General features: G+C 62.5%; 26 protein-coding genes and 3 tRNA genes. 7 read left to right on the top strand and 22 right to left on the bottom strand.

Translation table 11 applies throughout. The features are described from left to right. Positions 1-8 precede the first annotated feature (8 nt). Genes pcaG through pcaD form a run of 4 tightly spaced genes read right to left on the bottom strand, consistent with a single transcriptional unit; the run spans position 9 to position 2,477 of the window. Positions 9-605, bottom strand: coding sequence for a protocatechuate 3,4-dioxygenase subunit alpha (gene pcaG, locus ACMA5I_RS05730; protein ID WP_525885285.1), 597 nt, complete (start codon positions 603-605; stop codon positions 9-11). Then, the gene (pcaH, locus tag ACMA5I_RS05735) at positions 606-1,328 is read right to left on the bottom strand and encodes a protocatechuate 3,4-dioxygenase subunit beta (RefSeq protein ID WP_525885286.1); all 723 of its coding nucleotides are present in this window, start codon (positions 1,326-1,328) and stop codon (positions 606-608) included. Next, complete coding sequence (pcaC, locus tag ACMA5I_RS05740) at positions 1,325-1,699, bottom strand: 4-carboxymuconolactone decarboxylase (RefSeq protein ID WP_525885287.1); 375 nt, start codon at positions 1,697-1,699, stop codon at positions 1,325-1,327. Before pcaC ends, pcaH begins: the two co-directional genes overlap by 4 nt. After that, a complete protein-coding gene (gene pcaD / locus ACMA5I_RS05745; RefSeq protein WP_525885288.1) occupies positions 1,692-2,477 on the bottom strand; it encodes a 3-oxoadipate enol-lactonase in 786 nt (261 codons plus the stop codon). Before pcaD ends, pcaC begins: the two co-directional genes overlap by 8 nt. A 77-nt stretch (positions 2,478-2,554) precedes the next feature. On the opposite strand from pcaD, the gene ACMA5I_RS05750 reads away from it, so the two are divergent. Continuing rightward, positions 2,555-3,472, top strand: coding sequence for a LysR substrate-binding domain-containing protein (locus ACMA5I_RS05750; RefSeq protein ID WP_525885289.1), 918 nt, complete (start codon positions 2,555-2,557; stop codon positions 3,470-3,472). A gap of 129 nt (positions 3,473-3,601) precedes the next feature. Here the strand turns inward: ACMA5I_RS05750 and ACMA5I_RS05755 are convergent. The 11 genes from ACMA5I_RS05755 to ACMA5I_RS05805 form a co-directional block, all read right to left on the bottom strand. Next, positions 3,602-3,676, bottom strand: a tRNA-Phe gene (locus ACMA5I_RS05755). Between the two features lie 76 nt (positions 3,677-3,752). After that, positions 3,753-3,926, bottom strand: coding sequence for a DNA gyrase inhibitor YacG (locus tag ACMA5I_RS05760; RefSeq protein ID WP_525885290.1), 174 nt, complete (start codon positions 3,924-3,926; stop codon positions 3,753-3,755). Then, the gene (locus ACMA5I_RS05765; RefSeq protein WP_525885291.1) at positions 3,926-4,957 is read right to left on the bottom strand and encodes a ribonuclease E/G; all 1,032 of its coding nucleotides are present in this window, start codon (positions 4,955-4,957) and stop codon (positions 3,926-3,928) included. The genes ACMA5I_RS05760 and ACMA5I_RS05765 overlap by 1 nt, the downstream gene beginning before the upstream one ends. After that, entirely contained in the window at positions 4,938-5,504 is a 567-nt protein-coding gene (locus ACMA5I_RS05770; RefSeq protein WP_525885657.1) for a Maf family protein, read from the bottom strand. Before ACMA5I_RS05770 ends, ACMA5I_RS05765 begins: the two co-directional genes overlap by 20 nt. Before the next feature lie 4 nt (positions 5,505-5,508). Continuing rightward, entirely contained in the window at positions 5,509-5,727 is a 219-nt protein-coding gene (gene infA, locus ACMA5I_RS05775) for a translation initiation factor IF-1 (protein ID WP_107495332.1), read from the bottom strand. Between the two features lie 88 nt (positions 5,728-5,815). Next, the gene (locus tag ACMA5I_RS05780; RefSeq protein ID WP_525885292.1) at positions 5,816-6,259 is read right to left on the bottom strand and encodes an arsenate-mycothiol transferase ArsC; all 444 of its coding nucleotides are present in this window, start codon (positions 6,257-6,259) and stop codon (positions 5,816-5,818) included. A gap of 3 nt (positions 6,260-6,262) precedes the next feature. After that, positions 6,263-6,751: a UPF0262 family protein gene (locus tag ACMA5I_RS05785; protein ID WP_525885293.1), complete on the bottom strand. Its 489-nt coding sequence runs from the start codon at positions 6,749-6,751 to the stop codon at positions 6,263-6,265. Then, positions 6,744-8,054 (bottom strand): histidinol dehydrogenase, encoded by a 1,311-nt coding sequence (gene hisD, locus ACMA5I_RS05790; protein WP_525885294.1) that lies wholly within the window; start codon positions 8,052-8,054, stop codon positions 6,744-6,746. The genes ACMA5I_RS05785 and hisD overlap by 8 nt, the downstream gene beginning before the upstream one ends. Then, on the bottom strand, positions 8,054-8,536 hold the full coding sequence (locus ACMA5I_RS05795) for a DUF2948 family protein (protein WP_525885295.1): 483 nt from the start codon (positions 8,534-8,536) through the stop codon (positions 8,054-8,056). The genes hisD and ACMA5I_RS05795 overlap by 1 nt, the downstream gene beginning before the upstream one ends. Then, the gene (murA, locus tag ACMA5I_RS05800; protein ID WP_525885296.1) at positions 8,529-9,824 is read right to left on the bottom strand and encodes a UDP-N-acetylglucosamine 1-carboxyvinyltransferase; all 1,296 of its coding nucleotides are present in this window, start codon (positions 9,822-9,824) and stop codon (positions 8,529-8,531) included. Before murA ends, ACMA5I_RS05795 begins: the two co-directional genes overlap by 8 nt. Before the next feature lie 2 nt (positions 9,825-9,826). Next, positions 9,827-10,015, bottom strand: a complete 189-nt coding sequence (locus ACMA5I_RS05805) for a hypothetical protein (RefSeq protein WP_525885297.1) — start codon at positions 10,013-10,015, stop codon at positions 9,827-9,829. Between the two features lie 85 nt (positions 10,016-10,100). Here ACMA5I_RS05805 and ACMA5I_RS05810 point away from each other — a divergent pair. Further along, positions 10,101-10,175: transfer RNA gene (locus ACMA5I_RS05810), tRNA-Thr, on the top strand. Positions 10,176-10,276: 101 nt separating this feature from the next. Here ACMA5I_RS05810 and ACMA5I_RS05815 read toward each other — a convergent pair. The 6 genes from ACMA5I_RS05815 to ACMA5I_RS05840 form a co-directional block, all read right to left on the bottom strand. After that, entirely contained in the window at positions 10,277-12,184 is a 1,908-nt protein-coding gene (locus ACMA5I_RS05815; protein WP_525885298.1) for an acyl-CoA synthetase, read from the bottom strand. Positions 12,185-12,293: 109 nt separating this feature from the next. Beyond that, the gene (locus tag ACMA5I_RS05820; RefSeq protein WP_525885299.1) at positions 12,294-14,060 is read right to left on the bottom strand and encodes an ABC transporter transmembrane domain-containing protein; all 1,767 of its coding nucleotides are present in this window, start codon (positions 14,058-14,060) and stop codon (positions 12,294-12,296) included. Between the two features lie 51 nt (positions 14,061-14,111). After that, a tRNA-Gly gene (locus ACMA5I_RS05825) sits at positions 14,112-14,185 on the bottom strand. A 50-nt stretch (positions 14,186-14,235) separates the two neighbouring features. Continuing rightward, complete coding sequence (locus tag ACMA5I_RS05830; protein ID WP_525885300.1) at positions 14,236-15,558, bottom strand: Gfo/Idh/MocA family protein; 1,323 nt, start codon at positions 15,556-15,558, stop codon at positions 14,236-14,238. Between the two features lie 10 nt (positions 15,559-15,568). Continuing rightward, the gene (locus ACMA5I_RS05835) at positions 15,569-16,651 is read right to left on the bottom strand and encodes a Gfo/Idh/MocA family protein (protein WP_525885301.1); all 1,083 of its coding nucleotides are present in this window, start codon (positions 16,649-16,651) and stop codon (positions 15,569-15,571) included. A gap of 68 nt (positions 16,652-16,719) precedes the next feature. After that, positions 16,720-18,042, bottom strand: coding sequence for a mechanosensitive ion channel family protein (locus ACMA5I_RS05840; RefSeq protein WP_525885302.1), 1,323 nt, complete (start codon positions 18,040-18,042; stop codon positions 16,720-16,722). Between the two features lie 214 nt (positions 18,043-18,256). On the opposite strand from ACMA5I_RS05840, the gene ACMA5I_RS05845 reads away from it, so the two are divergent. The 3 genes from ACMA5I_RS05845 (at position 18,257) to ade (ending at position 21,026) form a co-directional block, all read left to right on the top strand. Further along, entirely contained in the window at positions 18,257-18,886 is a 630-nt protein-coding gene (locus ACMA5I_RS05845; RefSeq protein WP_525885303.1) for an outer membrane protein, read from the top strand. A 175-nt stretch (positions 18,887-19,061) separates the two neighbouring features. Then, on the top strand, positions 19,062-19,250 hold the full coding sequence (locus ACMA5I_RS05850) for a hypothetical protein (protein ID WP_525885304.1): 189 nt from the start codon (positions 19,062-19,064) through the stop codon (positions 19,248-19,250). 75 nt (positions 19,251-19,325) lie between these two features. Then, complete coding sequence (gene ade, locus ACMA5I_RS05855; RefSeq protein WP_525885305.1) at positions 19,326-21,026, top strand: adenine deaminase; 1,701 nt, start codon at positions 19,326-19,328, stop codon at positions 21,024-21,026. A gap of 72 nt (positions 21,027-21,098) precedes the next feature. On the opposite strand, the gene ACMA5I_RS05860 is transcribed toward ade, so the two are convergent. Then, positions 21,099-22,247 carry a Hint domain-containing protein gene (locus ACMA5I_RS05860; RefSeq protein WP_525885306.1) on the bottom strand — a complete coding sequence of 383 codons (1,149 nt, stop codon included), beginning with the start codon at positions 22,245-22,247 and terminating at the stop codon, positions 21,099-21,101. Between the two features lie 394 nt (positions 22,248-22,641). On the opposite strand from ACMA5I_RS05860, the gene ACMA5I_RS05865 reads away from it, so the two are divergent. Both ACMA5I_RS05865 and ACMA5I_RS05870 read left to right on the top strand, forming a co-directional pair. Beyond that, positions 22,642-23,961, top strand: coding sequence for an ABC transporter substrate-binding protein (locus ACMA5I_RS05865; protein WP_525885307.1), 1,320 nt, complete (start codon positions 22,642-22,644; stop codon positions 23,959-23,961). Between the two features lie 51 nt (positions 23,962-24,012). After that, the gene (locus tag ACMA5I_RS05870) at positions 24,013-25,791 is read left to right on the top strand and encodes a purine-cytosine permease family protein (protein WP_525885308.1); all 1,779 of its coding nucleotides are present in this window, start codon (positions 24,013-24,015) and stop codon (positions 25,789-25,791) included. Positions 25,792-25,825: the final 34 nt, after the last annotated feature.

Genomic DNA, 25,825 nt, shown 5'->3' on the forward strand with positions numbered 1-25,825 from the left:
ATGCGTCCTTAAATGTCGAAAAACACGGTCTCTTTCGGACCCTGAAGATAGATATCGTGATGGTAGCCCTCGTCGGATTTTTCGGCCACCAGCGTCGCGATCCGGGTCTTATGCTCGATCCGCGCGAGAAGCGGGTCGGCGGACAGATCATCCTCGGGGAAATAGACCCGCGTCGACAGCCCCGTATTCACACCGCGCGCGACGATCCAGAGATTGAGATGCGGCGGCTCGGTGCTGCCATCGCCGCGGTCAATCGCGCCGGGTTTGATGGTTTCCAGCCGGAAAATCCCGCTGTCGAAATCCGCCGAGCGGCGGGCAAAACCGGTCACTTTCGGGTCCGCCCCCTCCTGCCCCGGATAGCGTCCTTCAGCATCGGCCTGCCAGATCTCGACCAGCACGTCTTTCAGCTCCATTCCGGCCCCGTCGATCACGCGGAAGGTCAGCACGATTTCCTCGCCCTTCGCCCCCGCCTCAAAGGTCGTTTTGCCGACCGACTCGTAAGGCACGGGATCGAGACCGGCATAGTCCGGCGCGGTGCCGATATGCACGTAAGGCCCCGCCGTTTGCGACGGCGTCACCGGCAGAGTGTCAAGTTTCTGAACCATTTAGAGACCCTCCCGGTGGTTTTCGAAGAATGTCGCGCGGCGGCCCCGCAAGACAATGTCAAATTTGTAAGCAATCGAATCCATCGGCTTGGTCTGGCCCATATCGAGCGCCGCGACGAGACGGCCAAGCGCCTCCTTATCCGGGATCGTATTGGCAATCGGGCAAAGCGGGATCAGCGGATCGCCCTCGAAATAAAGCTGCGTGATCAGGCGCTGACCGAAAGCGTGGCCGAAGACCGAGAAGTGGATATGTGCCGGGCGCCAGTCATTCGTCCCGTTCGGCCACGGATAGGCGCCGGGCTTGATCGTGCGGAAGACGTAAGAGCCATCCTCGCCCGTGATCGTCCGCCCGCAGCCGCCGAAATTCGGGTCGAGCGCGGCGAGATAGCCGTCTTTTTTGTGGCGGTAACGCCCGCCCGCATTGGCCTGCCAGATCTCGATCAGCGCGCCGGGAATGCCCTTACCGTTCTCATCGAGGAGCCGGCCATGAACCAAAATCCGCTCGCCAATCGCGGACTCGCCGGATTGGGCCCAGTTGATGATGAGATCGTTGTCATGCTCGCCAATAATGTCGTGGCCAAAGGTCGGCCCGGTCTCTTCGCTCGGCCCGCTCGGGAACGAGATCATCGCCTTTTGCGGCGACCGAAGCACGCTGGTTTTATAGGCTGGCGTAAACGCTGGCGGGTTGAGCCCCAGCGGACGTTCGATCAATCCTCCGCTCATGTGTCCATCTCCTCCAAGGTGTCCTTGATGATTTTGATCGCGTGATTGGCGCGCGGCACCCCGGCATAGACCGCGACATGCAGCATCGCCTCGCGCAGATCTTCCGGGGTCGCGCCCGTATTGGCCGTCGCCCGCGTATGCATGGCGACCTCGTCGAAATTGCCCAAGGCGGCGAGCAGCGCGATGGTCACGATGGAGCGCTCGCGGTGGGTCAGCTGGTCCCGCGACCAGACGGACCCCCACGCCCCTTCCGTGATAAACTCCTGAAACGGCTGGTCAAAATCGGTCTTGGCCGCTTCCGCCCGGTCCACATGCGCATCGCCCAGAACCGCGCGGCGCGTGGCCATCCCTTGCTCAAAACGCTCAGACATTGGGCAACTCCTTGATGAAGGTTGTAACGAAAGCGGCGACTTTTTCCGGGGCCTCGATGGCCGGGATATGACCCGTCTCGTCGATCAGCTTGTATTGACTACCAGAAATGAGATCCGCCGTGCTTTGCACCAGATCCGGCGGGGTCGAGCCATCATGGCCGCCCGCGATCAGCATAACCGGCAGGTCAAGCTTCTGGGTGCTTTCGGTCAAATCCGCGCCCGAAATCGCATGGCCGCAGCCCGCATAACCTGCCGGGGACTGGCGCGAGAGCATGTTGGACCAAAGCTGGTGGTGATTTCCGTTAACGAAGTCCGGCGAAAACCAGCGTTCCATAATGCCGGGAGCCATCGCCGCCAGCCCGTCCGTGTGGACCTGATCAATCCGCTCAGCCCACATCTCGGGCGTGCCGATCTTGGCTGCCGTGTTCGAGAGGATCAGCGCGCGGCACAACTCCGGCCGCGTCGCCGCCAGTTTCTGCGCGATCATGCCCCCGATGGAACAGCCGAGAATCACAGCATTTTTAATATTGAGATGATCGAGCAGCGCCGCCGCATCTTCGGTCAGCCCGGCCATGGTATAGGCCCCCTCCGGCGCATCGCTGACCCCATGGCCGCGCTTGTCATAGCGAAGGAAACGATAGTCCGGGAGCGCGTCCACGACCGAATCCCACATCCGCAGATCGGTCCCAAGAGAGTTAATGGCGAGGATCACCGGCGCATCTGCAGGCCCGTCTTCGCGGTAATGCATCGCCCCCCAATCGCGTGAAATGGCTTTCATGGAATCCTCCCTGCGAATGATCATTCCATAATATTTACCTTGCGTGAAATATAAAATGGGGGGAAACGTATAACCATATGACTATGCATCCCGGCATCAAACTCCGCCATATCCGCGCCTTCCTCGACGTCGCCGCCGAGGGGACCGTCACCGGCGCGGCGCGGCGGCAGGGCATTTCGCAGCCCGCGCTCTCCAAAACCATTTCGGAACTCGAAACCCTGCTGGATCAATCGCTCTTCACCCGGCAAGGACGGCGGCTTGCGCTGAGCCGCGCCGGCGAGATGTTCCACCGCCACGCACTCAGCGCCGTCGACAGCCTCAACGCCGGTGCCGCCGCGCTGCAAGGCGGCGCGCCCGCGGGCCGCATCGCCGTCGGCGTGCTACCCACGGTCGCCACCAGCTTTTTCCCCCGCGCCGTTCTCGATTTCCACGCGCTTCGCCCCGACTGCCGGGTGCGCGTGATGACCGGCCCGAACGCCTTCCTGATCGACCGCCTCCGCGCCCGCGCCATTGATTTCATGGTCGGCCGCCTGCCCGATGGCGCGAGTATGGACGGCCTCAGCTTCAGCCATCTCTACGAAGACGATGTGGTCCTCTGCGCCCGCGCCGGCCACCCCATGCTCGGCGCGCCGATCAGCGAAATCCTCCGGCACGCGCCGCTCGTGCTGCCCCCCAAAGGCGCGATCATCCGCAACATCGTTGGCCAATTCCTCCACGCCCAAGGCCTCGCCGGACTGCAACCGGCTTTCGAGACCGTCTCCCTCGCCTTCGGCCGCAGCCTCCTGCTGCAATCCGACGCCGTCTGGTTCATCTCCCGCGGCGTCGTCGCCCACGAAGTCGATATAGGCGAGCTCGTCACCATCGACACCGGCGCCCAATTTCTCTCCGGCGCGGTCGGATTGACGCAACTCCAATCCGCCGAGTTCGAAGGCGACGCAGCGCTGCTCATCGAGATTTTGAAGGGGCACGCAAGCGGCGCGCGGGTGAAGCGTTAGGCGCAAAATGCGCGTTTATGATAAAGTTCGGAATCTTAACGCCAGCTAGGCAGAGAAACGGAAAAACAGGAAACGTTTCGACGCGAGATCCCCGCACCTAAAATTATCCAATATTTTCAATAATTTAAATGGTGCCCGGGGGCGGAATCGAACCACCGACACGAGGATTTTCAATCCACTGCTCTACCCCTGAGCTACCCGGGCACGGGTGACGCTTGGCGTCGGGTGAGCGGTTTCTAGGCCACTGCGGCGGGACTGTCCAGAGCGTTTTCGCTCTTTTTTAGTCCTCGTCCTGCGGCAGCATCACCGCGTCGCTCGGGGCCTCGTCGGTTTCCACGCGGTAGCTGCCCGTCAGCCAGCGGCCGAGATCCACATCGGCGCAGCGTTTGGAGCAGAAGGGGCGGTATTTTTCCGCCTCTTGCGGCACGGTTTTACGGCAGATCGGGCAGCGCATCAGAGCAGCTCCGAGAGGGGGCGGCGTTCGCGTTTGCGCTGGAGTTCCAAGAGGCCGAGGGGGGTCCAGCCGGCGATGACCGTATCGATCCCGTCGGCTTTGAGCGCGGCGCGGAGTTCGCCCTCGATTTTCGAGCGGTCCCGTTTGGCGAGCGGCGCGAAATCCACCGTGACCACCCCGCCAAGCCCGCGCAGGCGCAATTGGCGCGGCAGGTTGCGGGCGGCGGCGAGATTGGCCTTGAGGGTCGCGGCGGGCGAGAAATCCCCGCCGGTGTTCACATCGACGGCGGTGAGCGCGCGGGTCGGCTGAATCTCCATCCAGGCTTCGGTGCCAATCTGCGCGCGCGCGGTTTCCAGCGCGGCGATGGCGGACCAGACATCAGCGGTCTCGAAGGTGCCTTCGCCCTCTTCCACCCGCTCGGGGGACGGCTCGGTCCAGTCGCGCCAGGCGGTCAGCACAGCATCGGGCGCTTCGACCAGCAGCGACGGTTCGCTGGCCTGATCCTGCATCACAGCCTCGGCGAGATCACGCATGGCGAAGATGTCTTCGGCCAGCGCCTCACTGTCCGCGCCATCGGAGGCGGAGCGCAGGATGAGGCCGAAATCACTGCCTTCCATGCCTTCGTGACCCAGCTCCAAGAGACGGTCGCGCTCGGCTTCGTCCTTGATTTTGCGGGCAATATTAATGCCGGGCGCATGAGGCGTGACGATGGCATAGCGCGATTTGAAAAGCGGGCGCGGCGTAACCGCTTGCGCCTTACCGGGCTCTGCATGGGTGGTGATCTGCACGGTCACCATATCGCCCTGCGCCATGCCTTTCGCTTCCTTCAGAAAGGCCGATTGCCCGTCCGGAAGGCGCAGCATCGCGCCGCCCATGCCTTTGACGAGACGGTCCACCTTGCCGCGATAGATCGCGCCGATCTGCGGGGTGTCGTCCTTGGAATCGACCAGCAGATCCTCCAGCACCGTGCCGCGCATCCGGGCGACAATGGCCCGGCCATCGGGAAGTTCGTCAATGAGAACGCGCCACATAGCCCGCTCCTTTCAATAGGTTCAGCGTCTCGACCATCGGCAGGCCGACGACATTGGTGTAGGAGCCGATGATCGCGGGCACAAGGCACGCCCCTTGCCCCTGAATGGCGTAGCCGCCCGCCTTGCCCTGCCACTCGCCGGTGCCGAGATACCACGCGAGATCGCCCTCATCGAGGCGTTTGAATTTCACGGCGGTCTCGACCACGCGGACATGCAGGCGCTCCGCGGTCTTCAGCGCCACACCGCTCATCACGCGGTGACGGCGACCCGACAGAAGACGCAGGAATCGCTCGGCTTCTTCCGCATCGGCGGGCTTGCCCAAGATGCGCGTTCCGACCGAGACGACCGTATCCGCCGCCAGCACCAAATCGCCCGGCACGGCTTCGGCCTTTTCCACGGCCATACGCCGCACATAGGCGCGCGGCGCTTCGCCCGTTGCGGGCGTCTCGTCGATATCAGCGGGAATGATCTCGGCGGGCACGATCCCGGCCTCGGCCAGCAAATCGCGCCGACGCGGGCTGGCCGAGGCCAGAATGAGCCGCGAGATCGCCTTATTTGAAGCGGTAATTGATCCGGCCCTTGGTCAGATCATAGGGGGTCATCTCGACCTGCACCTTATCGCCTGCCAGCACGCGGATGCGGTTTTTGCGCATCTTGCCAGCGGTATGTGCGATGATTTCATGGCCGTTCTCAAGCTCCACCCGAAAGGTCGCGTTCGGCAGCAGCTCGGTCACGACTCCGGGAAATTCAAGAAGCTCTTCCTTAGCCATGGGGTCTCCGAGGTTTTGTTACAATGCGCTTTAGATGCGCCTCAATCGCCCGAAATTCAAGGGCAAAGCGCGGGCACAAGCGGGAATGTTAAACAGCGAGGCCGAAACGTGACTGAATCCGCGCATAAAGGTCGTCGCGGCAGTTCCGATAGGCCGCCATTTTCTCCTCACGGCGCTCTCCAAGGCCGGTTGGGTCCATCACGGGCCAGTATTCCACATCGATATGGGCGTTGCGGGCATATTCCTGCGCATGGCGCATCGCGGCGGGCGAAAGGGCAATGATGAGATCGAAACTCTCGATCTGGTCGCCCCACTCTTCCATTTCTTCGAGCGAGCGCGAGCGGTGGCGTTCCAGCTCGATATTCATTTCACGGCAGACGGCGACCGCAAACCCGTCGATTTCGAGATCATGGCGCACCCCGGCGGATTGCACATAGACGCTGCGGCCCAGCAATTTCTTGCAGATCCCCTCGGCCATCGGCGAGCGGACGGCGTTGTGATCACAACAAAAAAGTACCGCTCCGGGGCCCATAAATCAGCCTTTGAAATGCAGCACGCAAATCAGGGTGAAGAGGCGGCGCGCCGTGTCGTGATCGAGCTCCACCTTGCCTTCGAGCCGCTCCATCAGGATGCGCGAGCCCTCGTTGTGGATCCCCCGGCGGGCCATGTCGATCGCCTCGATTTTCGAGGGCGGCAGGTTCTTCACCGCGTCGAAATAGCTGGCGCAGATAGCGAAGTAATCCTTGATGACCTGCCGGAAGGGCGAGAGCGAGAGATGCAGCTCCGCCGGATCGCCGCCCGCTTCGGGCGCAATCGACATCACCAGCCGCTTGTCCCGCACGGCGAGGCTCAGATGATACGGCCCCGGCGGAATCTCCTGCCCTTCCTTGGCGAGCGGCGCGAAGCTGTTCTCCTCCAGAAGATCGAAAATCGCGACCTTGCGTTCCTGCGCGATCTCCGGCGTCGGGACCGGCAGGCCCGTTTCGTCCAAAGTCACGTCGCTGATGCGGTTGGTGTCACTCATCCTTGCCCCCATGGTTGAGCGTGTCGAGCCGTGCCGTTACCGACAGGCCATGCGCCTCAAGGCTTTCCGCCCGCGCAAGTGTTGCCGCCGCCGGGCCGATGGCCTTGAGCGCTTCCGGCGTCATTTTCGCTATCGTCGTGCGTTTCATGAAATCCAGCACCGACAGCCCCGACGAGAACCGTGCCGAGCGCGCCGTCGGCAGCACATGGTTCGGCCCGCCAACATAATCGCCAATCGCTTCGGGCGTGTAGGCCCCGAGGAACATCGCGCCCGCATGGCGGATGGTGGCGGCCACGGCGTCCGGATCAGCGGTGCAGATCTCCAGATGCTCCGGCGCGATGCGGTTGGTGAGCGCGCTCGCCGTCTCCAAGTCCGGCACGGTGATGATCGCGCCGAAATCGCGCCAGCTTGCGCCCGCAATGGCGCGCCGCTCCAGCGTTTCCAGCCGTGCCTCCACCGCTTTCGCGACCCCCTGCCCCAGCTCCGCGCTGGTGGTGATCAAAATGCTCTGCGCGCTTTCGTCATGCTCGGCCTGGCTCATCAGATCAAGCGCCAGCCAATCCGGGTTGTTGTCCGCATCCGCAATCACGAGGATTTCCGACGGCCCGGCGATCATGTCGATCCCGACATGGCCATAAACCCGGCGCTTGGCGGCGGCCACATAGGCATTGCCCGGACCGGTGATCTTGTCGCAAGCGGGCACGCTTTCGGTGCCATAAGCCATCGCCGCCACGGCCTGCGCGCCGCCGACACGGAAGATTTTCGAAATGCCCGAGAGTTTCGCCGCAAGGATCACCAGAGGGTTCACCGCCCCGTCCGGCGTCGGCACGCACATGACCAGCTCGCGCACCCCGGCCACACTCGCCGGGATCGCATTCATCAGGACCGAAGACGGATAGGTCGCGATGCCGCCCGGCACATAAAGTCCCGCTCGGTCCACCGCCGACCAACGCCAGCCAAGGGTCGCGCCCGCTTGATCGGTGAACTGGTGATCTTCGGGACGCTGCTTTTCGTGATAAGCTCGGATCCGGCCCGCCGCGAGTTCCAGCGCCGCACGGTCGCCGGGGGCCACATCGGCGATAATCGTCTCGACCTCATCTTCGGAAAAGGCCAGCGCCTCGGGCGTGAAGCGATCAAATTTCGCCGTCAGCGCGTGAAGCGCCGCATCGCCCTCGGCCCGCACCTGCGCAATGATCGCCGCGACCGCCTCGTCCACATCGACGCTCGCCTCCCGCTTCGCCGAAAGCAGCGCGGTGAACTCCGCCTCGAAATCCGGCGCGGACGCATCGAGGAAAACCGGCATCAGCCGTCCTCGCTGTGACGCGGCAGCGCTTTGGCCCGTGCTTTATAGGGGCGCGAGACATCCTTGAGGATCACGTCGATGGTCTCGACATCCACCGCAATCTCGCCATCGCCCGCCAGCGTCAGCATCATCCGGCCCGCGCCATCCTCTCCGGGCGTGAACTCCAGCGACAGGAGCGAGAACACCAGCTCCTGATCATTGCGGTCGATCCCGCTCGACGAGACTTTCAGTGCGCCGTCGATCACCAGAACCGATTGCACCCGCTCATAAGGCCGGCTCTGCGCCGCCGCCTCATCCGCATCTTCCCAGCGGAAGCGGTTGAGAAGGAACGCCAGCCGGTGCTGTTTGGGGATCCAGCGCATCTCGCTGACCTGCCCGACCGCGTCCTGGATCATGGCCGAAATGACCGGCAGATCCTCCGCGCCTTCGGCTTTCAGCGCCAGCGCCTCTTCCGCGCCATCGGCAAAACGAGCGTCACTCATCGGCCACCTCTTTGACTGGCTGAACTTCCTTTTCACGCCGCACATCCGCGCCGCAGGCCCGCAGCTTTTCCTCAAGCCGCTCATAGCCGCGATCAAGGTGATAGACGCGGCTCACACTGGTTTCGCCCTCCGCCGCGAGCCCCGCCAGAATGAGCGAGACCGAGGCGCGCAGATCCGTTGCCATCACCGGCGCGCCGCGCAGTGTCTCGACCCCGTGGACCGTGGCAGTCCCGCCATGGACCTCGATATTCGCGCCCATGCGGGCCAGCTCCGGCGCGTGCATGAAGCGGTTCTCGAAAATGGTTTCCTCAAGGTGGCTGTCGCCATCCGCAAGGGTCAACATCGCCATCATCTGCGCCTGAAGATCGGTGGGAAAGCCCGGATGCGGCTCGGTGGTCACATCCACCGCCGTCAGACGCCCATTGGTGCGGCGGACCTTGAGCCCCGCCTTGGTTTCCTCAACGGTCACGCCCGCCTGCTCCAGCTTCTCGCAGAACGCTTCCACCAGATCGCGGCGCCCGCCAAGCAGCTCCACTTCGCCGCCGGCCATCACGGGGGCGAGCATGTAGGTGCCCAATTCGATCCGGTCGGTGATCACGCGATGCGTCGCGCCATGCAGCTTTTCGACGCCCTCGATGGTGATCTCCTCGGTGCCGTCGCCCGTGATCTGCGCGCCCATGGCCCGCAGGCAGTCCGCCAGATCGACGATCTCCGGCTCCCGCGCGGCGTTTTTCAGCACGGTTTTGCCATTGGCCAGCGTCGCCGCCATCATCAGGTTCTCGGTCGCGCCCACGGAAACGACTGGGAATTCAAACACCCCGCCCTTGAGCCCGCCCGGTGCCTTCGCGAACACATAACCATCACGCAGATCCAGCTCCGCGCCAAGCGCCTCCAGCCCGCGCAAATGCAGATCAACCGGCCGCGCGCCAATCGCGCAGCCACCCGGCAAGCTCACCTCTGCATGGCCAAGCCGCGCCAGCATCGGGCCGAGCACCAGAATCGACGCGCGCATCTTGCGGACGATCTCGTAATCGGCCTTGGAATTCGTGATCTCGGGCGTCGCCAGCACCAGCACCTGATCATCCGACAGGCTCGCAATCTCCGTACCGAGCGAGCGCAGCAGCTCCTTCATCGTGCGAATATCCGACAGGCGCGGCGCGTTGGTCAGCGTCAGCGGCTCGTCGGTCAGGAGCGCAGCGGGCATCAGCGTGAGGCACGCATTCTTCGCCCCCGCAATCGGAATCTGCCCACTCAGGCTGTTGCCGCCCTTCACGATGATCTTGTCCATGCTTACTCCTCGGATGCCTGATCGCCCGCGGATTTGCGCCCGCGCGCCTGCGCCTTGCGGCGTTTGAGATTCTCGCGCAGGGCCTCGGCCAGCCGCGCCTCCCGCGTGGCCTTTTCGGCCCGCGTCGCCTCGGTCATGTCCGGCTCACCCTGTGATGTGCCTGTCTTACTTGGGGTCTTTCCCTGCGTCATGAGGTTTCTTTTACAAAGAGGCGAAAGAATGGTCCAGATAAGGGTTGCACTCGGCGCAAGATCCGTTAAAAGCCGCTCCCACGATGCTGCTGTAGCTCAGAGGTAGAGCACTCCCTTGGTAAGGGAGAGGTCGAGAGTTCAATTCTCTCCAGCAGCACCAGTTTTTCCTTTAAAGTCAGTATTTTGACAGCGCCGCATGGCTGTTCGTGTCTCCACATGAAAAAGCCGCCAATAGAGGCGGCTTTTCGCAGTTTGAACCGCTCACGCCTCCCAGGGTACTGAGAAGACGCCCAGGATTTCTTGGATTTTATCGTCGCTGACGCCGTCAGCGCGTTCGACTTTGGCGACGAGGCCACGTTTCTTGTCCTCGCGGATTTCGCCGATCTCGGCATTCACGCCGCCCTCTTTGAGCGCTGCGTCAAAGACGCGCTTGATCGCGAGGCGGCGCAGGTCGGGTTTGAACACCTTGCCCACGGCGGTTTTCGGCAACTCGGGCAGGATCTCGATATGTTTCGGGACCGCCGCGCGCTCGGAGATGTGGTCTTTGCAATGCGCCACCAGATCGCCGACGCTCACATCCGCGCCGTCGTTCAGCTCCACATAGGCCGCGGGGACTTCGCCGGAATGCGCGTCCGGCTGGCCGATCGCGCCGACGAAAGCAACCTCGGGGTGGGACATCAGCCCCTCCTCGATGATCGCCGGGTCGATATTGTGTCCGCCGCGGATGATCAGATCCTTGGCGCGGCCGGTGATCCAGAGGAACCCGTCCGCGTCGATCCGGCCAAGATCGCCGGTGCGCAGATATTTCCCATCGGCGAAGAGCTTCTCGTTCTTGGTCGCATCGGTGTAGGTCTTGCCGGTCCAGACGCCGGGATTGGCCGCGCAAATCTCGCCAATCTCGTCGACGCCGCATTCCTTGGTGACCGCGCCCGACGCATCGCAATGCAGGATGCGCACCTCGGTGTGGGGGAACGGGATGCCGACGGAGCCGATCTTGCGCTCGCCCTGCACCGGGTTGACGGAAATGAGGCAGGTCGCCTCGGTCATGCCGTAGCCCTCAAGGATGCGCAGGCCGGTCTTGTCTTCAAACCGGGTGAACAGCTCGCGCGGCAGCGGCGCGGAGCCGGAGATCGCATATTTCAGCGAGGACACATCGGCGTTGATCGGCTGCTGCATCAGCGCGGCGGCGGCGGTCGGGACCGTGATGAGGAAGTCCGCCTTGTATTTCTCGATGAGCTTCCAGAAATTCTGCATCACGCCATCGCCGCGATAGCCCTGCGGCGTCGGCATCACGAGATGCCCGCCCGTGACCAGCGAGGACATGAAGACCGGGTAAGCCGCGAACACATGGAACATCGGCAGCGGACACATCAACACGGAGCCGGGCGCCAGCACGTTCAGCTCGCTCACCACCCAGCCATTATAGAGCATCCCGAGCGCGTTATGCTGCGCCAGTTTCGGCATTCCCGTGGTCCCGCCGGTGTGGAAATAGCCGCAAGCGCGGTTCTCCCGGCTCTCGGTGAAGGTCAGCTTGTCGCCGGAGTGCTTGGCCAGTTCCTTCTCGAAATTATGGATCTTGGCGTTGTGGCTGTGATTCCGCTTGGGGCGCAGGAACGGCACGATCATCTTTTTCACGCCCGTCAGATAGCGCAGCAAATCGACCTCGACGACATGCTTGACATTGGGCGCATAGCCAACCGCTTCGGCGACCTTCTCGCTCAGATCCGTTTTCGGGAACGGCTTGAGCGTCACCACCACTTTCGCGCCGCTTTCGCGCAGGATCGAGGCGATTTTCTCCGGCTCGATCAGCGGGTTGACCGGGTTGACGATCCCCGCCGTCGCACCGCCCAGAAGCGTGACCACCGCCTCGTTACAATTCGGCAGGATATAGGCAACGGAGTCCCCCTCCTCGACGCCCAGACTGCGGAAAAGGTTCGCGGCCCGTGTCGCCCGTTCCTTAAGCTCGCGCCAGCTGAGCGTCTCGCCCTTGTCCGAAATATCCGATGTGAGCTGAAACGAAATCGCGGGCGCATCGCCGCGCGCGTTCGTCGTTTCCGTCAGTTGTTCGTAAAGTGTGCGCGCCGTAATCTGGTCTTCAAAAGGCCCGCGCGCCTCTATCTCAGCCTTATATGCAAGCGGGTCAAACCCCGCCTCAGCGGTTGCATTCATGTTATCCTCCCCTGCCATCAGATGGCGTGCTGCGCAGCCTGTGACGATTAAATTTAGCTCGCAACCTGAACGCGGCGTCAAGCCTGTCGCTCCGTTACGTTAACGTCACTTATGTTGACGTAAACTGCAACGCGGCGAGGCGCGCATAGAGACCGCCCTCTGAAACAAGGCTGTCATGGGTGCCTTGAGCGACAATCCGGCCCTCGTCAAAGACCAAAATCCGGTCGGCTTTTTTCACGGTCGCCAGCCGGTGCGCGACGATGAGCGTGGTGCGATCCGCGCTCATCCGGTCGAACGCCTCCTGCACCGCCCGCTCGCTTTCCGCGTCGAGCGCCGAGGTCGCCTCATCGAGCAGCAGCACCGGCGCGTCGCGCAGCACCGCCCGCGCAATCGCGATCCGCTGTTTCTGCCCGCCCGAGAGCATCACGCCGCGCTCGCCGACATAACTGTCATAGCCCTCGGGCAGACGCATGATGAACTCATGCGCGGACGCGGCTGTAGCCGCAGCAATAATCTCATCCCGGCTCGCGCCCTCGCGCCCGAAGCCGATATTCTCCGCAATCGTCGTGGCAAAGATCACCGGGTCTTGCGGAACAAGCGCCAGCGCGCTGCGCAAATCCGTGCGGGTCAGGCGGTGAAGGCCGACGCCGTCGAGCGTGATCTCACCGCCCTGCGGCGCATAAAAGCGCTGAAGCAGTTGCAGCACCGTGCTTTTGCCCGCCCCGGACGGGCCGACCAGCGCCACCGTTTCCCCCGGTGCAATCGCGAAGCTGACCCCTTCGAGCGCCGAGACATCCGGGCGGCTCGGATAGCTGAACGCCACATCGTCAAAGCGGATCTCGCCGCGCACGGGATGGACGAGCGGCAGCGGGTCCACCGGGTCGGGCAGGCTGTCTTGGGTCTCCAGCAGCTCCATGATCCGCTCCGTCGCGCCCGCGGCGCGCTGAAGCTCGCCCCAGATCTCCGAGACCGCGCCAACCGCGCCGGCGACCATCACCGAATAGATCACGAATTGCACCAGCTCGCCCGCGCTCATCTCCCCGGCCCGCACATCGCGCGCGCCGATCCAGAGGACCGCGACGACACTTGTAAAGACAAGGAAAATCACGATGGCAGTCATGCCCGCGCGGGTCGTGATCCGGCGTTTGGCCACGTCAAAGGAATACTCTGTCAGATCGCCAAACCGCGCGCGGCTCGTGCCTTCGCGGGTGTAGGATTGCACGGTCTGCGCGGCCTGCAACAGCTCGCTGGCATGAGCGGAACTCGCGGCGATGGCGTCCTGGCTCTCGCGGCTCAACACCCGCAACCGCCGCCCAAGCGTGAGGATCGGGACCAGCACCAGCGGCACGCCGAGCATCACGAGGCCAGTCAGCTTCGCCGAGGTCAGCAGCATGAAAATCAGCCCGCCCGTCAGCGTCAGCATATGGCGCAGTGCAACCGAGACCGACGAGCCGATCACCGAGAGGATCAGCGTCGTGTCCGTAGTCAGGCGCGAGAGGATTTCGCCCGTCATGACCCGCTCGTAAAAGGCCGGACTCATGGAAATAATGCGGTCGAACATGGCGCGGCGAATATCGGCCACCACCCGCTCGCCAAGCCGCGTGACCAGCATGAACCGCACCGCCGTGCCGATGGCGAGCAGCCCGGCAATGAGGATCGCCGCGCCGAAATAACGGTCCATCTGCGCGGCGCTTTCGGCCCCGAAATTGTCGATCACCCGGCGCACCGCGAGCGGCAGCGAGAGCGATAGCATCGCCGTCACGCAAAGCGCCAGCCCGGCACCGACGGCCATCCATTTATAGCGCAAAACATAAGGCAGAAGCCCACGCAACGGCCCGATTTGTCTGGACTTTTCGCGCTCTTCTTGGGCTGTCATCGCGTTCCCTTAGGCTCGTCTTCGGCGACCCGCGCAAGGGATGGCGGGAATTGGAGCGGGTAGACGGAATCGAACCGACATAGCCTGCTTGGAAGGCAGGGGCTTTACCATTAAGCTATACCCGCGTGCGCCCCTTCCTAAGATATTCGGAAAGGCGCGGCAAGCCGATTTCCTCTCAATGCCTGTGCATCCGGTCGAGCAGTTTCGCGGTCATCTTGTCGAGCCAGCCATCTTGGTTGAACCGCGCATAATTCGGCCCGCGCTGCGCCGTCATCTCGCGGAGCGGCAGCGGGTCAAACCGCGTCTCCAGCGTCTTCGACGCGCCATCCGCACCGGCCGCCTGAATCGCCAGCGTCAATTCGGTGAGATGCAGCGTAAAATCGTGGCTCGGGAAGGGTTTGCGCCCTTTCTCGATCGCCTGCACCAGTTCCGCGATGCCGATAAACTTGTCCTGCTGGCCAAGCTGGCGGCGCTTGAACTTCTTGATGAGCGTTTTCGGGCTCCAGCTGTTGCCGAGCGGATCGATCTTCTCTTCCCCGTCCCGCCCCGGCGTCGGCGCATCGACGAGCGGCAAGCGCTTGCCCCCCACCCCGAACGGCCATTGCAGCCAGCTTTTCGTCCGCACCGACCGCGCCTTGCGGGCGTTCATCGACAGCTTGGTGAAGCGCTCATGATAAACGGGGCATTCGTAATGGCGATAAGTATCCGCGTGGAGCATCCCCTCATTGCCGATGATCCGCATCCGGTGGTCATAGGGCGCGGCGATGGAGCAGGTAACACGGCCCACGACACCGCTTTCAAAATCCAGACAGGCCACCGAGAAATCAGGCGTGTCGGGCGGATCGAGCGGCTTGTCCGTCTTGTCCGGCAGGGTCTGTTTGGAAAACGCCGTGACCGACCGCACCGGGCCAAAAATCGCGCACATCCATGTCAGGTGATAGCCAACATGCTCCCAAGTGCACCCCATCTCATATTCATGCAAATAAGGCCACGGCGCGCCGGAGCGGGAGCGCCATTCCTCGGGGCTCATGAGGTAAATCGGGTTGTCGTCAAACTCGGCATAGACGATACGCGGATCGCCAATGGTCCCATCCGCCACGGCTTTCCACATGGTCTGCGAGGTCGCCGAGAGCGTGTTCGACGGCGCGCAGGAGAGATACAGCCCCTTCTCCTCCGCCAGCGCCATCAATGCCTTGGCCTCATCCATATCCGTGACGAGCGGCTTTTCGGAATAGGCATGTTTGCCCGCCTCCAGCGCCGCGCGCGTCACGTCGTTATGCGCCTCGATGGAGGTGAGATTGACGATAATGTCGATCTCAGGGTCCGCCAGCATCGCCGCATTGTCGGGATATTGCTTCAGATCGTAAAAATCCGCGACATGCACCGCGCGGGCCGTGTCCTTGTCCGTAATCCCGGCGATCTCGACATGCGGGTGCTTGGCCCGCGTTGCCATATAGTGATCAAACACATAGCCGCAGCCGATAATCCCGATCTTCATGCGCCAAACCTCATGCACCTGTGCTCCATGTCGCCTTGGCCTGATCGACCAGTTTCATGATTTCGACCGTCTCCTCCAGCGGAAGCGTCTGATGCGCGGTCACGCCCTTCTCCAGCGCCTCGGCGACCGCGTCGGCTTCATGGCCATAGCCATTACCCGCATAAGGCGCGTTGATCGCGCTGCCGCCGGGCCGCAGCGCCTTGGCCGCGCCGCCGAAACGCTGCCAGAGCGCCTGAACCGTTGCGTTCTCCTTGAGTCCCGCCAGCTTGCCGCCGCCGCCCGTGCCGCCCTCCCGCGGTTTGATGCGAAAGAGCCGCGCGCTTGGCGGGCGGTAGATCGGCGCTTCCAGTCGGATCGTGCCGCGCTCGCCCTGAATGACCAGCATATTCGGCCCGGTGCTGCGCAGGCTCGCGCGGATGTTCGACAGCGCGCCCCCCGCATGGCGCAGGGTCAGCATGACTTCTTCATCAACCGCGGTGGAGCCGATCCGCGCCATGGCCTGCATCTCATCGACCGGCCCGCAAAAGGCGCGCGCCAGCGAGAGCGGATAGATCCCGCGATGCATGAGCGCGCCGCCGCCCGCGGCCGGATCGAAGAGGCTGACGGAATCGCGCGGCACATCGGCCCCGCAGAACTGCCCCTGAAGCTGGCGGATCTCGCCGATCTTGCCATCCGCGATCTGTTTCTGCACCTCGGCGATGAGCGGCATGAACCGCGTCCACATCGCTTCCATACAAAACACATTGGCCGCTTTGGCCGCATCGGCGATCCGGGTGGCGGCTTCGGCATCGAGCGCGAAGGGCTTTTCGATCAGCACCGCCTTGCCCGCGGCAATCGCCAGCTTGGCGTGATCCTCATGCAACGCGGGCGGCGTCGCGATATAGACCGCATCGACCCCCGGCATGGCGACCGCAGCGGCATAATCCTCCGCCACCTCCGCGCCCAAGCTCTCGGCGAGCCGCGCGGCATTCTCCCGGCGGCGCGAGGCCACGCACGCGACCTTCGCGTCATGCGCCGCTGCCTCAAGCCCGCGGGCAAATTTCTCGGAGACCGGGCCGCTACCGATCAGCGCCCACCCAATTGTTTTCGCCATTACACTTCATCCACCATTCTGTCGCGCCCAGATGTGCCACGACGCGGCCCGTCTCTAAAGCCCTTTCTTCAGCCGCCCAAGGTGATCTTGTCGGCGCGCAGAAGATCCGTCTCGGCCTCCGCCGCGCGTTCGGCCTCGACCTTCTGAACCACGTCTTTTTCAGGGGTTACGTCAGCAATTTCATCCGCTTCCTCGGGCGCGGGCGCGGCGTCTTTGGGCTGGCGCGGGCCGATTGGCGCACCATCTTGTGATATGTTGATGATATAGGCGGGCTCGGGCAACGCGATCCCGGCGGCCTCAATGGCCTTCTTGGTGAGCCGCACCGCTTCGGAGCGCGCGGAGTTGAAATCCGTCACCTTCTGATCGACCCAGCCGTCAAATTGCACCAGCACCGAGCTGTCCCCGAGATCCTTCACAAGCACCTTTGGCTCCGGCTCTTTCAGAACGAAGGGCAGCGCATGCAGCGCGCCGAGCCCGATCTGCTGGACCTGCGAGAGCGAGGCCGCCGCATCGACGCCGAAATCGAAGGTAAAGCGCCGCTCCGGGTTGCGAGTGAAATTGGTGATGATCGCCTTGAAGACCTGCGCATTGGGGATGCGCACATGGTTGCCGTCGCGGTCGAGCAGCACCGTTGCGCGGGAGGAGAGCAGCAGCACATGCCCTTCCCGCCCGTCAATATCGACGAGATCATTCGGCCCAAAGGGCTGGCGGAGCGACAGCATGATCGAGGCGATATAGTTCTCGACCGAGTCCTTGACCGCGAAACCGACCGCGAGGCCCACGATCCCGGCGGCCCCGAGAACCGTGGAAATCACGCCGGTTGCACCGAGGATATCAAGCGCCAGCACCAGCCCCATGGCAATAAAGGCAAGGTAAATAGCTTGTTGGATCAGGTTGGCAATAAAGGGGTTCGGCGCGAACCGCGACACCAGCCCTTTGCGGCCCGACAGCCAGCGCCCGATCATCCAGATCACGCCGAAACAAAGCCCCGCGACGAGCAGGAGCGGCAGATAGAGCACGGCTTGGTTAAACCGCGCCATCAGGCGATTCTCGACCTCGCCAACGCGCTCAACGACGCTGGTCGCGATGTCGAGGCTCTCATTCACAGAAACCACGCCCTCGATTCGGCCCGCAACGGCGGCGAGTTGCTCGGCGAGATCGGTGTCCGGCACCTGTCCGCTGATCGTCACAATCCCTGAGTTCACTGAAAGCTGAACGTTGTCAGTGCCTTCCATCGCGCCGAAAATATCGCTCAGCCGCCGCGCGATCTGCTGGTCCGCCGCCTGGTCCTCCTCGGCCGCGATCACCCCGGTATTGCCCTCCTGCGCGACAAGGGGGGCAGCGTAAAAAAACAGACACATGATCGTGACGATCCGGGTGAAAAACCGCATTGCGTGAACTCCTTTGTGCCCAAAATCTTAAGGGTTTATGACATGGCGAACGCCCCCGTCACAAGATGCTCACAAGGGCGTGGTTGCGGGCAAATCACAACAGCTGCGACCCGGTGCCGCAGCCCGATTGAAGCCGCCCCCGGACAGGCCTAAATCTGCCATCGTTCATCACGAAATGACCGCTCAAGGTCGCAGAACATAGTGAGGTATGAACATGAAGAAATTTGCACTTTTCGCAGGCGCAGCCCTGATCGCAGGCACCGCACATGCCGGTAATGTGGTTCAGCCGGAAGCAGATCCGGTTGTCGTCGCTCCGGCTCCCGTGGTCACCCCGGCTCCGGTCGCAACCCCGGACAGCAACTGGTCGGGCTTCTATCTGGGTGCGCAAGTTGGCTACGCTGACGGCGATTTCCAGCTCGGCGATAATGACGACAGCGAGCAAGGCTTTGATGGCGCTCTCGGCGGTGTCCATGCCGGTTACAACTACGATTTCGGCAAATTCGTCCTCGGTGGCGAGCTGGCTTATGACAAGGCCGCGCTCGAATTCGAAGACAATGACGAAAACGAAATCACCGATGTTGCGACCGTGAAAGTTCGCGCCGGTTACGATGCAGGCCGCTGGATGCCCTACGTGACCGCCGGTGCCGCCTATGCTCAGGCCGAAGTGGCCGATGAAGAGTATGAAGATTGGGGCTACCTCGCCGGTGCCGGTGTGGATTTCAAAGCCACCGAGCGCATGATCGTTGGCGTGGAAGCGACCCACAACCGCTTCGAAGAGTTCGACGACACCGAATTTGAAGGCGATTTCAACGCCATCAAACTGAAGGCGTCCTACCGCTTCTAAGTTTGAGATTGCGTAAAGAGTGCATGGACCGGGCCTTCGCGCCCGGTTCTTTTTTTCCCCGAACGCCCGGCGTTAAGCTCCGTTTAACCAAAATCGGCCAAATGTCGTGACGTCACCCTCCCTGTTTAACGATTGTTAACACACCGCGCCCTATCCTCATCGCAGGAGGTCGCTCATGCCAATTTTGATTACGATTATCGCGTCTTTTGCGTGGGTTGCGGGGGTCACCGCAGGGCTTGTTTTCGGCTTCTGGGTTGGTGTTTACACGACTCTCGCCTTCTATCTGATCGGCCTCATCTGCACCGTCACCCTGATTCTCGCCGCCGCCTTCGGTCCGGCTCCCACACCCGAATCCTCCGCCTAGCGCCGCTCCATAGCCATTTGCCCGCAGCCATGTAAAACTTGACCCCTTACGGATCGTTAAAGGGGGCGGAAGATCATGGGCGTGCAGGAGACATTGGAACGCAAAATCACCCAAGGCCGGGGCGATGCGCCCGCCGATCTCGTCCTGCGCGGCGGCAAAGTGCTTGATGTCGTCACCGGCGCGATGATCGACGGCGATGTGGCGATTTGCGGCGATACCATCGTCGGGATCGGCGCGGAATATGAGGGCAGCGAGATCATCGACGTCTCCGGCCTCACCCTCGTTCCCGGCTTCATCGACACGCATCTGCATATCGAAAGCTCGCTCGTAACGCCGTTTGAGTTCGACCGCTGCGTCGGCCCGCGCGGGATCACCACCGCGATTTGCGACCCCCATGAAATCGCCAATGTCATCGGCCTGCCCGGCATCCGCTATTTTCAGGAGTCATCCGAACACACGCTGATGGATATCCGGGTGCAGCTCTCCTCCTGCGTGCCCTCCACCGATATGGAAACCTCCGGCGCGGCGCTGGAGGCCGCCGATCTAAGCGAGGTGATGGGCCACCCCTCCGCCATCGGCCTCGCCGAATTCATGAATTACCCCGGCGTCATCCACCGCGATCCCGGCGCCATGGCGAAGCTCGCGCTCTTCGAGGGCGGCCATATCGACGGCCATTGCCCGCAACTCTCGGGCAAGGATCTCAACGCCTATATCACCGCCGGGATCCGCACCGAGCATGAGGCGACCACCGCCGAAGAAGCCATTGAAAAGCTTCGCAAAGGGATGCGCGTGCTGATCCGCGAAGGCTCCGTGTCCAAAGATCTCGACGCGCTCGCCCCAATCCTCACCGACATCACCTCCGCCTATATGTGCCTGTGCACCGACGACCGGAACCCGCTCGATATCGGCGAGCATGGCCACCTCGACTACTTGATCCGCCGCCTGATCGCGCTTGGCTGCCCGCCGCTCGCGGTCTACCGCGCCGCCAGTCTCTCCGCCGCCGAAGCCTTCGGCCTCAAGGATCGCGGCCAGATCGCCCCCGGCAAACGCGCGGATATTGTCGCCATCGACAGCCTCGAAAGCTGCCGCGCCGAGCTCGTGCTTTGCGCCGGCCAGCGGATGACGGAGGACGCCTTCGCCGCGCGCCGCGAGATCGCCCCACCGGGGCGAAATTCCGTGAACGCCCCGAAGCTCGACCCCAAGGATTTCCAGAACCGGGACAACGCGGCGGACACGCATGTCATCGGCATCCTTGAAGGCAAGATCATCACCGAGCATCTGCGTAAGGAGATCACGCCGGAAAATGGCGAGAAACGCCCTGATCCGTCGCGCGATCTGGTGCGGATCGCGGTCGTCGAGAGACATGGAAAAAACGGCAATATTTCAACGGGTTTCGTGGAAGGCTTCGGTCTCAAAGCGGGCGCGATTGCCTCCACAGTTTGCCATGATCACCACAATATTTGCGCCGTCGGCGTGAGCGACAGCGACATGGCCCTCACCGCCAACCGGCTCGGCGAGATCGAGGGCGGCTTCGTGGTTGCGCGGGACGGCGAGATCCTCGCGGAACTCGCCCTGCCGATTGCGGGCCTGATGAGTCTGGAGCCTTTCGAGACCGTCCGCGACCATCTCGAAGCGCTGCGCGAGGCGGCAAAATCCCTCGGCGTGACGCTCGAAGAGCCGTTCCTGCAACTTGCCTTTCTCGCCCTGCCCGTCATCCCCGCGCTCAAAATCACGGATCGCGGGCTGGTCGATGTGGAAGCATTTCAGCTGATTTGAAGCGCGGGCCGCGTCCTTAGATGCAGCCCGCCGGGTGGGAAAACGGCAACGCCGTCTTGCGGCCTTAGCGGCCTAAATGACCGCGTCCGCCGACAGCAACGGCTTCGCATTTTTCCCATGCCGCATGGCCAAACGCCGCGCTGCCCGTCCCTGCAAAACGGCCCGTGCGGTTTCGCAAGGCGGCGTCGCCTTAGCCAACTCCGGGAAAATTTCACGCAGCTCGGCCACTGCTTCTGGCCCGACAGATTTGAGCGCTTCCGGGCCGGGAAAGAGCGACTCCGTCGGCGCACCGTTGGAGATAACCACCTGATGACGCTCGAAAAGCATGTGGAAATAGGTCACACCCTTCGCCATCTCCGCAACCTCGATTCCGTCGAGCGCCAGCAGCTGTTTCGCCGCCACGAGAACCTCATCCTCGCCGGTCATCCGCTTGGCGATGACGGAGCGCACGAGCAGGCGGTGCTGCGGGCTGACCAGAAGGTCACGATGCGGCATCCCGCCCCCAAGCGCGCCTGCGCGAATACGGATCGGTCGCAGATGCGGCGACGCCGCGAGACGCGCGGCGGAAAGATGCGTGCGGCCCACCCAGCGGACCGGTTTCAACCCCTCATCGCGGGTCTGAACGCGCGCCCCAACGGATATATTCTCCACCGCCTCCATGCCATTTTCGCAAGAAATCAGAGTGCCTTGCGCGAAACAGACCACCGCATCGCCCGCCGTTTTCGGCCCACTCGTGACGTTGCCATAGAGGTCAATGCGCACCGTGTCGCCGCCGCCCGGCGGGTTGAGATTGCTGGCCTGCGCCCCATCGGCGGCACCGCCCTGAAGCGTCGTGTCGCGGTTGCGCAGCACGCCATAGGCGTCGATCGCCGTGGTCTCGCCGCTCTCCCCGACCCGCGACAGCGCGACGTAATTCGCCTCATCCGCGAAGCGCCCCGGCCCGCCATTGATGAGCTTGCCGTTCGCCGCCGTCGACGCGACCGTGTAGATCGTCCACTCCGGATTGTCCGGGTCGGGCGTGCCACTGAGGCTCGCCAGCGACAATTCACCATTTTGCAGATTGCCAGTTGTCGACAGCCCGCTCGTGTGCAACTCGCCATTATTGCGATAGAAAGATACGATAAAATCGGCGGGGTCGTCCCCCGGCCCAAGCGCGATTTCGACATATTCGGGCGGAGTCACGCCCGATTTGTAGTTAATTTCGGAAATAAACGCAGTCACCTCACACCACCAAGGTTCGTTAACGATTGGTTAACACTACGCATCTCCATTAACTTTAAAAATAGTGGAGTCGGTGAAAGAGGGGTGGGGCGGCTATTTGTCGCTGATGTCGCACCTATTGCGGGTCAGATGTGAGTAAAAGACGGCTCAAAGCATCCGATAAAAACCACGATGTTCTATAGATCCATCACATCAATACCTTTGGGAGAAGGTTTCTTCGCACCGCCCTACACAGAAATGCGACAACCTGCCGCAGTCTTTCAATCAAAATCCGTAAAATGCAAAATCAAGAAAATACTTTTCCTAAAATACAATACAAAACGCTTTTATTGATGATCCCCTCATTCGCCTGTTTACTAAGTTTCGAATCATTTTCGGATGTGGGGAGGCGCAAATGAGACAGAATATTTCCATCGCAACAATCCTGGCTCTGACGCTCCCAACGCCGCTTCTGGCGCGGGATGTGCTAACCATCGCGACCGTAGGCAACCCTGACATGGAGCGTCTGCAGCGGCTCTCTCCAGCCTTCACCGACGCGCATCCAAATGTGCAACTCAACTGGGTCGCGCTTGATGAAAACACGCTCCGTCAGCGGGTTACGACGGATATCGCGACCGGCGCGGGCCGTTTCGATATCGTGACCATCGGCAGCTACGAGGCCCCGATCTGGGCGGAGCGCAGATGGCTTCTGCCGCTGGACGAAATGCCCGCGGGCTATGATGAGGCGGATTTGCTCCCCTCCATCCGCGCAAGCCTCTCGCATGAGGACACGCTTTTCGCGGCGCCCTTCTATGCGGAGTCGTCCTTCACCATGTATCGCACCGATCTCTTTGAGGCCGCGGGGTTAACCATGCCTGACGCGCCGGACTGGAGCTTTATCCGCGAGGCCGCGGCGACGATCAGCGCGGAGAACGAGGGCGTCCACGGCATTTGCCTGCGCGGCAAGCCCGGTTGGGGCGAGAATGTCGCGCTGATCACGGCGATGGCCAATGCTTACGGCGCGCGCTGGTTCGATGCCGATTGGCAGCCGCAACTCGACAGCCCGGCGTGGTCCAGCGCTGTGAGCGACTATGTCAGCCTGCTGCAAGAGTTCGGTCCGCCGGACCCGCAGGCCAATGGCTACACGGAAAATCTCGCGCTTTTTCAACAGGGTGACTGCGCTATTTGGGTGGACGCCACCGTGGCCGCCTCGGCGGTGACGGACCCGGAGCTGTCGCAAGTGGCCGATCAGGTCGGTTTTGCCATGGCCCCCGGCGCCGGGCAGGACAAGACGAGCAACTGGCTCTGGTCATGGGCGCTCGGCATTTCCGCGCAGTCGCCACATCAGGAGGTCGCGAAAACCTTTGTCGCCTGGGCCACATCGGCGGAGTATGCGGCGCTGGTGGCGCGGGAGGAGGGGTGGTCGCAAGTGCCGCCGGGCACACGCGCTTCGCTTTACGAAAACGCCTCTTATCTGAACGCCGCCCCCTTCGCCGAGATGGCGCTGGCCTCGCTGAACGCGGCGGATCCGGCCAACCCCACCGTCGAAGCCGTGCCCTATACCGGCATCCAATTCGTGGGAATCCCTGAATTTCCGGGGATCGGCACGGCGGTTGGCTCGCAAATTGCCGAAGCTTTGGCGGGGGAGATCACCGTCGAAGAGGCGCTGGAAAATGCGCAATGGGTGACCGCGCAGGTCATCGCCCGTGCGCGCTTTATTGACGACACCGAATAATCATCCGGGCCGGCCTTCGCGCTGGCACCGAACACCCCAAGGGAGGTGCATATGGCGGACTCCGCAGCACATAAATTCAGCGCCATTGAACAGATGGATGACGAGCAACTGCCGGTGCCGCCGCATCGTTTGCACGGGGCGGGCCATTTTCTCGGGCTCTATGCGGCGGAGCATGTCGCGGCGACGGAGTTCGTGATCGGCGCGGCCTTTGTGGCCCTCGGGGCGACCATTAACGACATTCTCATCGGCCTGCTCATCGGCAACACGCTGGCGATGCTGAGTTTCTGGCTCATCACCGCGCCGATTGCGGTGAAAACGCGCCTCAGCCTCTACACCTATCTCGACAAGAATATGGGGGAGCTGTTCTCACGCTTCTATAACGGCGCGAATGTCTTGATTTTCGTCGCCATTTCAGCGGCGATGATCACCGTGTCCGCCACCGCTGTGCGGGTGCTTTTCGACATCCCACCGCAAGTCTACCCCTACCCCAGCAACATCGCCTTCGTGGCCATCGCGGCCTCGGCGAGCGTGATCGCGGTGCTGGTCGCCTATTACGGGTTCAACGTGCTCAGCGAATTCGCCAGCATCTGCGCGCCATGGCTGATGGTCATGTTCACCGCGGGCGGCATGGTCCTCCTGCCCTCGCTCAATGAAGCGCTGACCGGCTACACCACCCTGTCGAGCTTTTCCGACTTCGTGAACCTCGCCGGAACCACGGTCTTTACGGGCATTAACGCGGATGGCGAGCCGGGGATCGGCTTGGTCGAGGTGATCGGCTTTGCCTGGGCCGCCAACACCTTCGCCCATTTCGGCCTGATCGACATGGCCCTCCTTCGCTACGCGCGCAAATCGATCTACGGGCTCTGCACCGCCACCGGCATGATGTTCGGCCATTATGTCGCGTGGATCTCGGCGGCGCTCATGGGCGCTGCGACGGCGGCGATCATGAAAACCAGCATCGCGGTCGTCTCCCCCGGCGACGTGGCCTATTACGCCCTCGGCGCGACCGGCTTTGTCATCGTCATCGTCGCGGGCTGGACCACGGCGAACTCCAATCTCTACCGCGCGGGCCTCGCGGCGCAGGCGGTGTTTCCGAAAGTCCCGCGCCAGAAAGTCACCCTTGTCGTCGGCGCGGCGGTGGTGGTCGGAAGCTGTTTTCCCTTCATCTACCGCAGCATCCTGCCGCTCCTGACCTATGCGGGCCTGCTGCTCGTCCCCATCGGCGGGATCGTCTTTGCCGAGCAATATATCTTCCCGCGTCTCGGCATGAAGACGAACTGGTATCGGCTCAAGGGTGTGAAACACAACATGCCCGCGCTGATCGCCTGGGGGATCTCGCTGGTCTTCGGCTTCGGGCTGGATTTGCTCAACGTCATCTCTTTCTTCTATCTCTTCGTGCCGACATGGTTCGTCTCGATCATCGCCTATACGGTCCTCGCCAAACGCTATGGCGCCGATGGAAGCTGGCCCGAAGCCGAAGCGCGGGAGGAAGCCTTCGACCAGCTCGTGAAGGAATATCACGCAGAACTGGCCATCAAGGAGGGCGGCAAACATGGCGCGATCCGGGACAAGCGCCCGCTCAGCCGGGTGATCCGCGCGGTCTGGATCGTGATCGGCCTCGTCGTCCCTGCGGTGCTGGCGTGGCGCGTGCTCTTCAACAGCCCCGATCTCTACCGTTACTATGTGAATCGCGAAATGTTCTACGATGTCACCATCTGGTGCACCGCGATCTATTTCGCCTTCGCATGGTGGGGTCTGCAACGCGCCAAAGCCTATAGCCGCGCCGAAATGCAGCACGAGGGCAACGAGGCGACCGTTCCGGCGGAGTAATCCGCCGGGCCATGCGCCCGCATTCAAAGGGATA

It is taken from the genome of Jujubicoccus corallicola, from assembly GCF_047345645.1.
GTDB lineage: Bacteria > Pseudomonadota > Alphaproteobacteria > Rhodobacterales > Rhodobacteraceae > JBLEFH01.

Excerpts from the sequence above, each read along its gene's own strand:
- pcaC (WP_525885287.1), bottom strand. The coding sequence starts at position 1,699 with ATGTCTGAGCGTTTTGAGCAAGGGATGGCCACGCGCCGCGCGGTTCTG.
- ACMA5I_RS05750 (WP_525885289.1), top strand. The coding sequence starts at position 2,555 with ATGACTATGCATCCCGGCATCAAACTCCGCCATATCCGCGCCTTCCTC.
- ACMA5I_RS05830 (WP_525885300.1), bottom strand. The coding sequence starts at position 15,558 with ATGAAGATCGGGATTATCGGCTGCGGCTATGTGTTTGATCACTATATG.
- infA (WP_107495332.1), bottom strand. The coding sequence starts at position 5,727 with ATGGCTAAGGAAGAGCTTCTTGAATTTCCCGGAGTCGTGACCGAGCTG.
- ACMA5I_RS05795 (WP_525885295.1), bottom strand. The coding sequence starts at position 8,536 with ATGAGTGACGCTCGTTTTGCCGATGGCGCGGAAGAGGCGCTGGCGCTG.
- pcaH (WP_525885286.1), bottom strand. The coding sequence starts at position 1,328 with ATGAGCGGAGGATTGATCGAACGTCCGCTGGGGCTCAACCCGCCAGCG.
- ACMA5I_RS05805 (WP_525885297.1), bottom strand. The coding sequence starts at position 10,015 with ATGACGCAGGGAAAGACCCCAAGTAAGACAGGCACATCACAGGGTGAG.
- murA (WP_525885296.1), bottom strand. The coding sequence starts at position 9,824 with ATGGACAAGATCATCGTGAAGGGCGGCAACAGCCTGAGTGGGCAGATT.
- ACMA5I_RS05820 (WP_525885299.1), bottom strand. The coding sequence starts at position 14,060 with ATGACAGCCCAAGAAGAGCGCGAAAAGTCCAGACAAATCGGGCCGTTG.
- ACMA5I_RS05845 (WP_525885303.1), top strand. The coding sequence starts at position 18,257 with ATGAAGAAATTTGCACTTTTCGCAGGCGCAGCCCTGATCGCAGGCACC.
- pcaG (WP_525885285.1), bottom strand. The coding sequence starts at position 605 with ATGGTTCAGAAACTTGACACTCTGCCGGTGACGCCGTCGCAAACGGCG.
- ade (WP_525885305.1), top strand. The coding sequence starts at position 19,326 with ATGGGCGTGCAGGAGACATTGGAACGCAAAATCACCCAAGGCCGGGGC.
- hisD (WP_525885294.1), bottom strand. The coding sequence starts at position 8,054 with ATGCCGGTTTTCCTCGATGCGTCCGCGCCGGATTTCGAGGCGGAGTTC.
- pcaD (WP_525885288.1), bottom strand. The coding sequence starts at position 2,477 with ATGAAAGCCATTTCACGCGATTGGGGGGCGATGCATTACCGCGAAGAC.
- ACMA5I_RS05815 (WP_525885298.1), bottom strand. The coding sequence starts at position 12,184 with ATGAATGCAACCGCTGAGGCGGGGTTTGACCCGCTTGCATATAAGGCT.
- ACMA5I_RS05785 (WP_525885293.1), bottom strand. The coding sequence starts at position 6,751 with ATGAGTGACACCAACCGCATCAGCGACGTGACTTTGGACGAAACGGGC.
- ACMA5I_RS05840 (WP_525885302.1), bottom strand. The coding sequence starts at position 18,042 with ATGCGGTTTTTCACCCGGATCGTCACGATCATGTGTCTGTTTTTTTAC.
- ACMA5I_RS05760 (WP_525885290.1), bottom strand. The coding sequence starts at position 3,926 with ATGCGCTGCCCGATCTGCCGTAAAACCGTGCCGCAAGAGGCGGAAAAA.
- ACMA5I_RS05780 (WP_525885292.1), bottom strand. The coding sequence starts at position 6,259 with ATGGGCCCCGGAGCGGTACTTTTTTGTTGTGATCACAACGCCGTCCGC.
- ACMA5I_RS05850 (WP_525885304.1), top strand. The coding sequence starts at position 19,062 with ATGCCAATTTTGATTACGATTATCGCGTCTTTTGCGTGGGTTGCGGGG.
- ACMA5I_RS05765 (WP_525885291.1), bottom strand. The coding sequence starts at position 4,957 with ATGTGGCGCGTTCTCATTGACGAACTTCCCGATGGCCGGGCCATTGTC.
- ACMA5I_RS05870 (WP_525885308.1), top strand. The coding sequence starts at position 24,013 with ATGGCGGACTCCGCAGCACATAAATTCAGCGCCATTGAACAGATGGAT.
- ACMA5I_RS05835 (WP_525885301.1), bottom strand. The coding sequence starts at position 16,651 with ATGGCGAAAACAATTGGGTGGGCGCTGATCGGTAGCGGCCCGGTCTCC.
- ACMA5I_RS05865 (WP_525885307.1), top strand. The coding sequence starts at position 22,642 with ATGAGACAGAATATTTCCATCGCAACAATCCTGGCTCTGACGCTCCCA.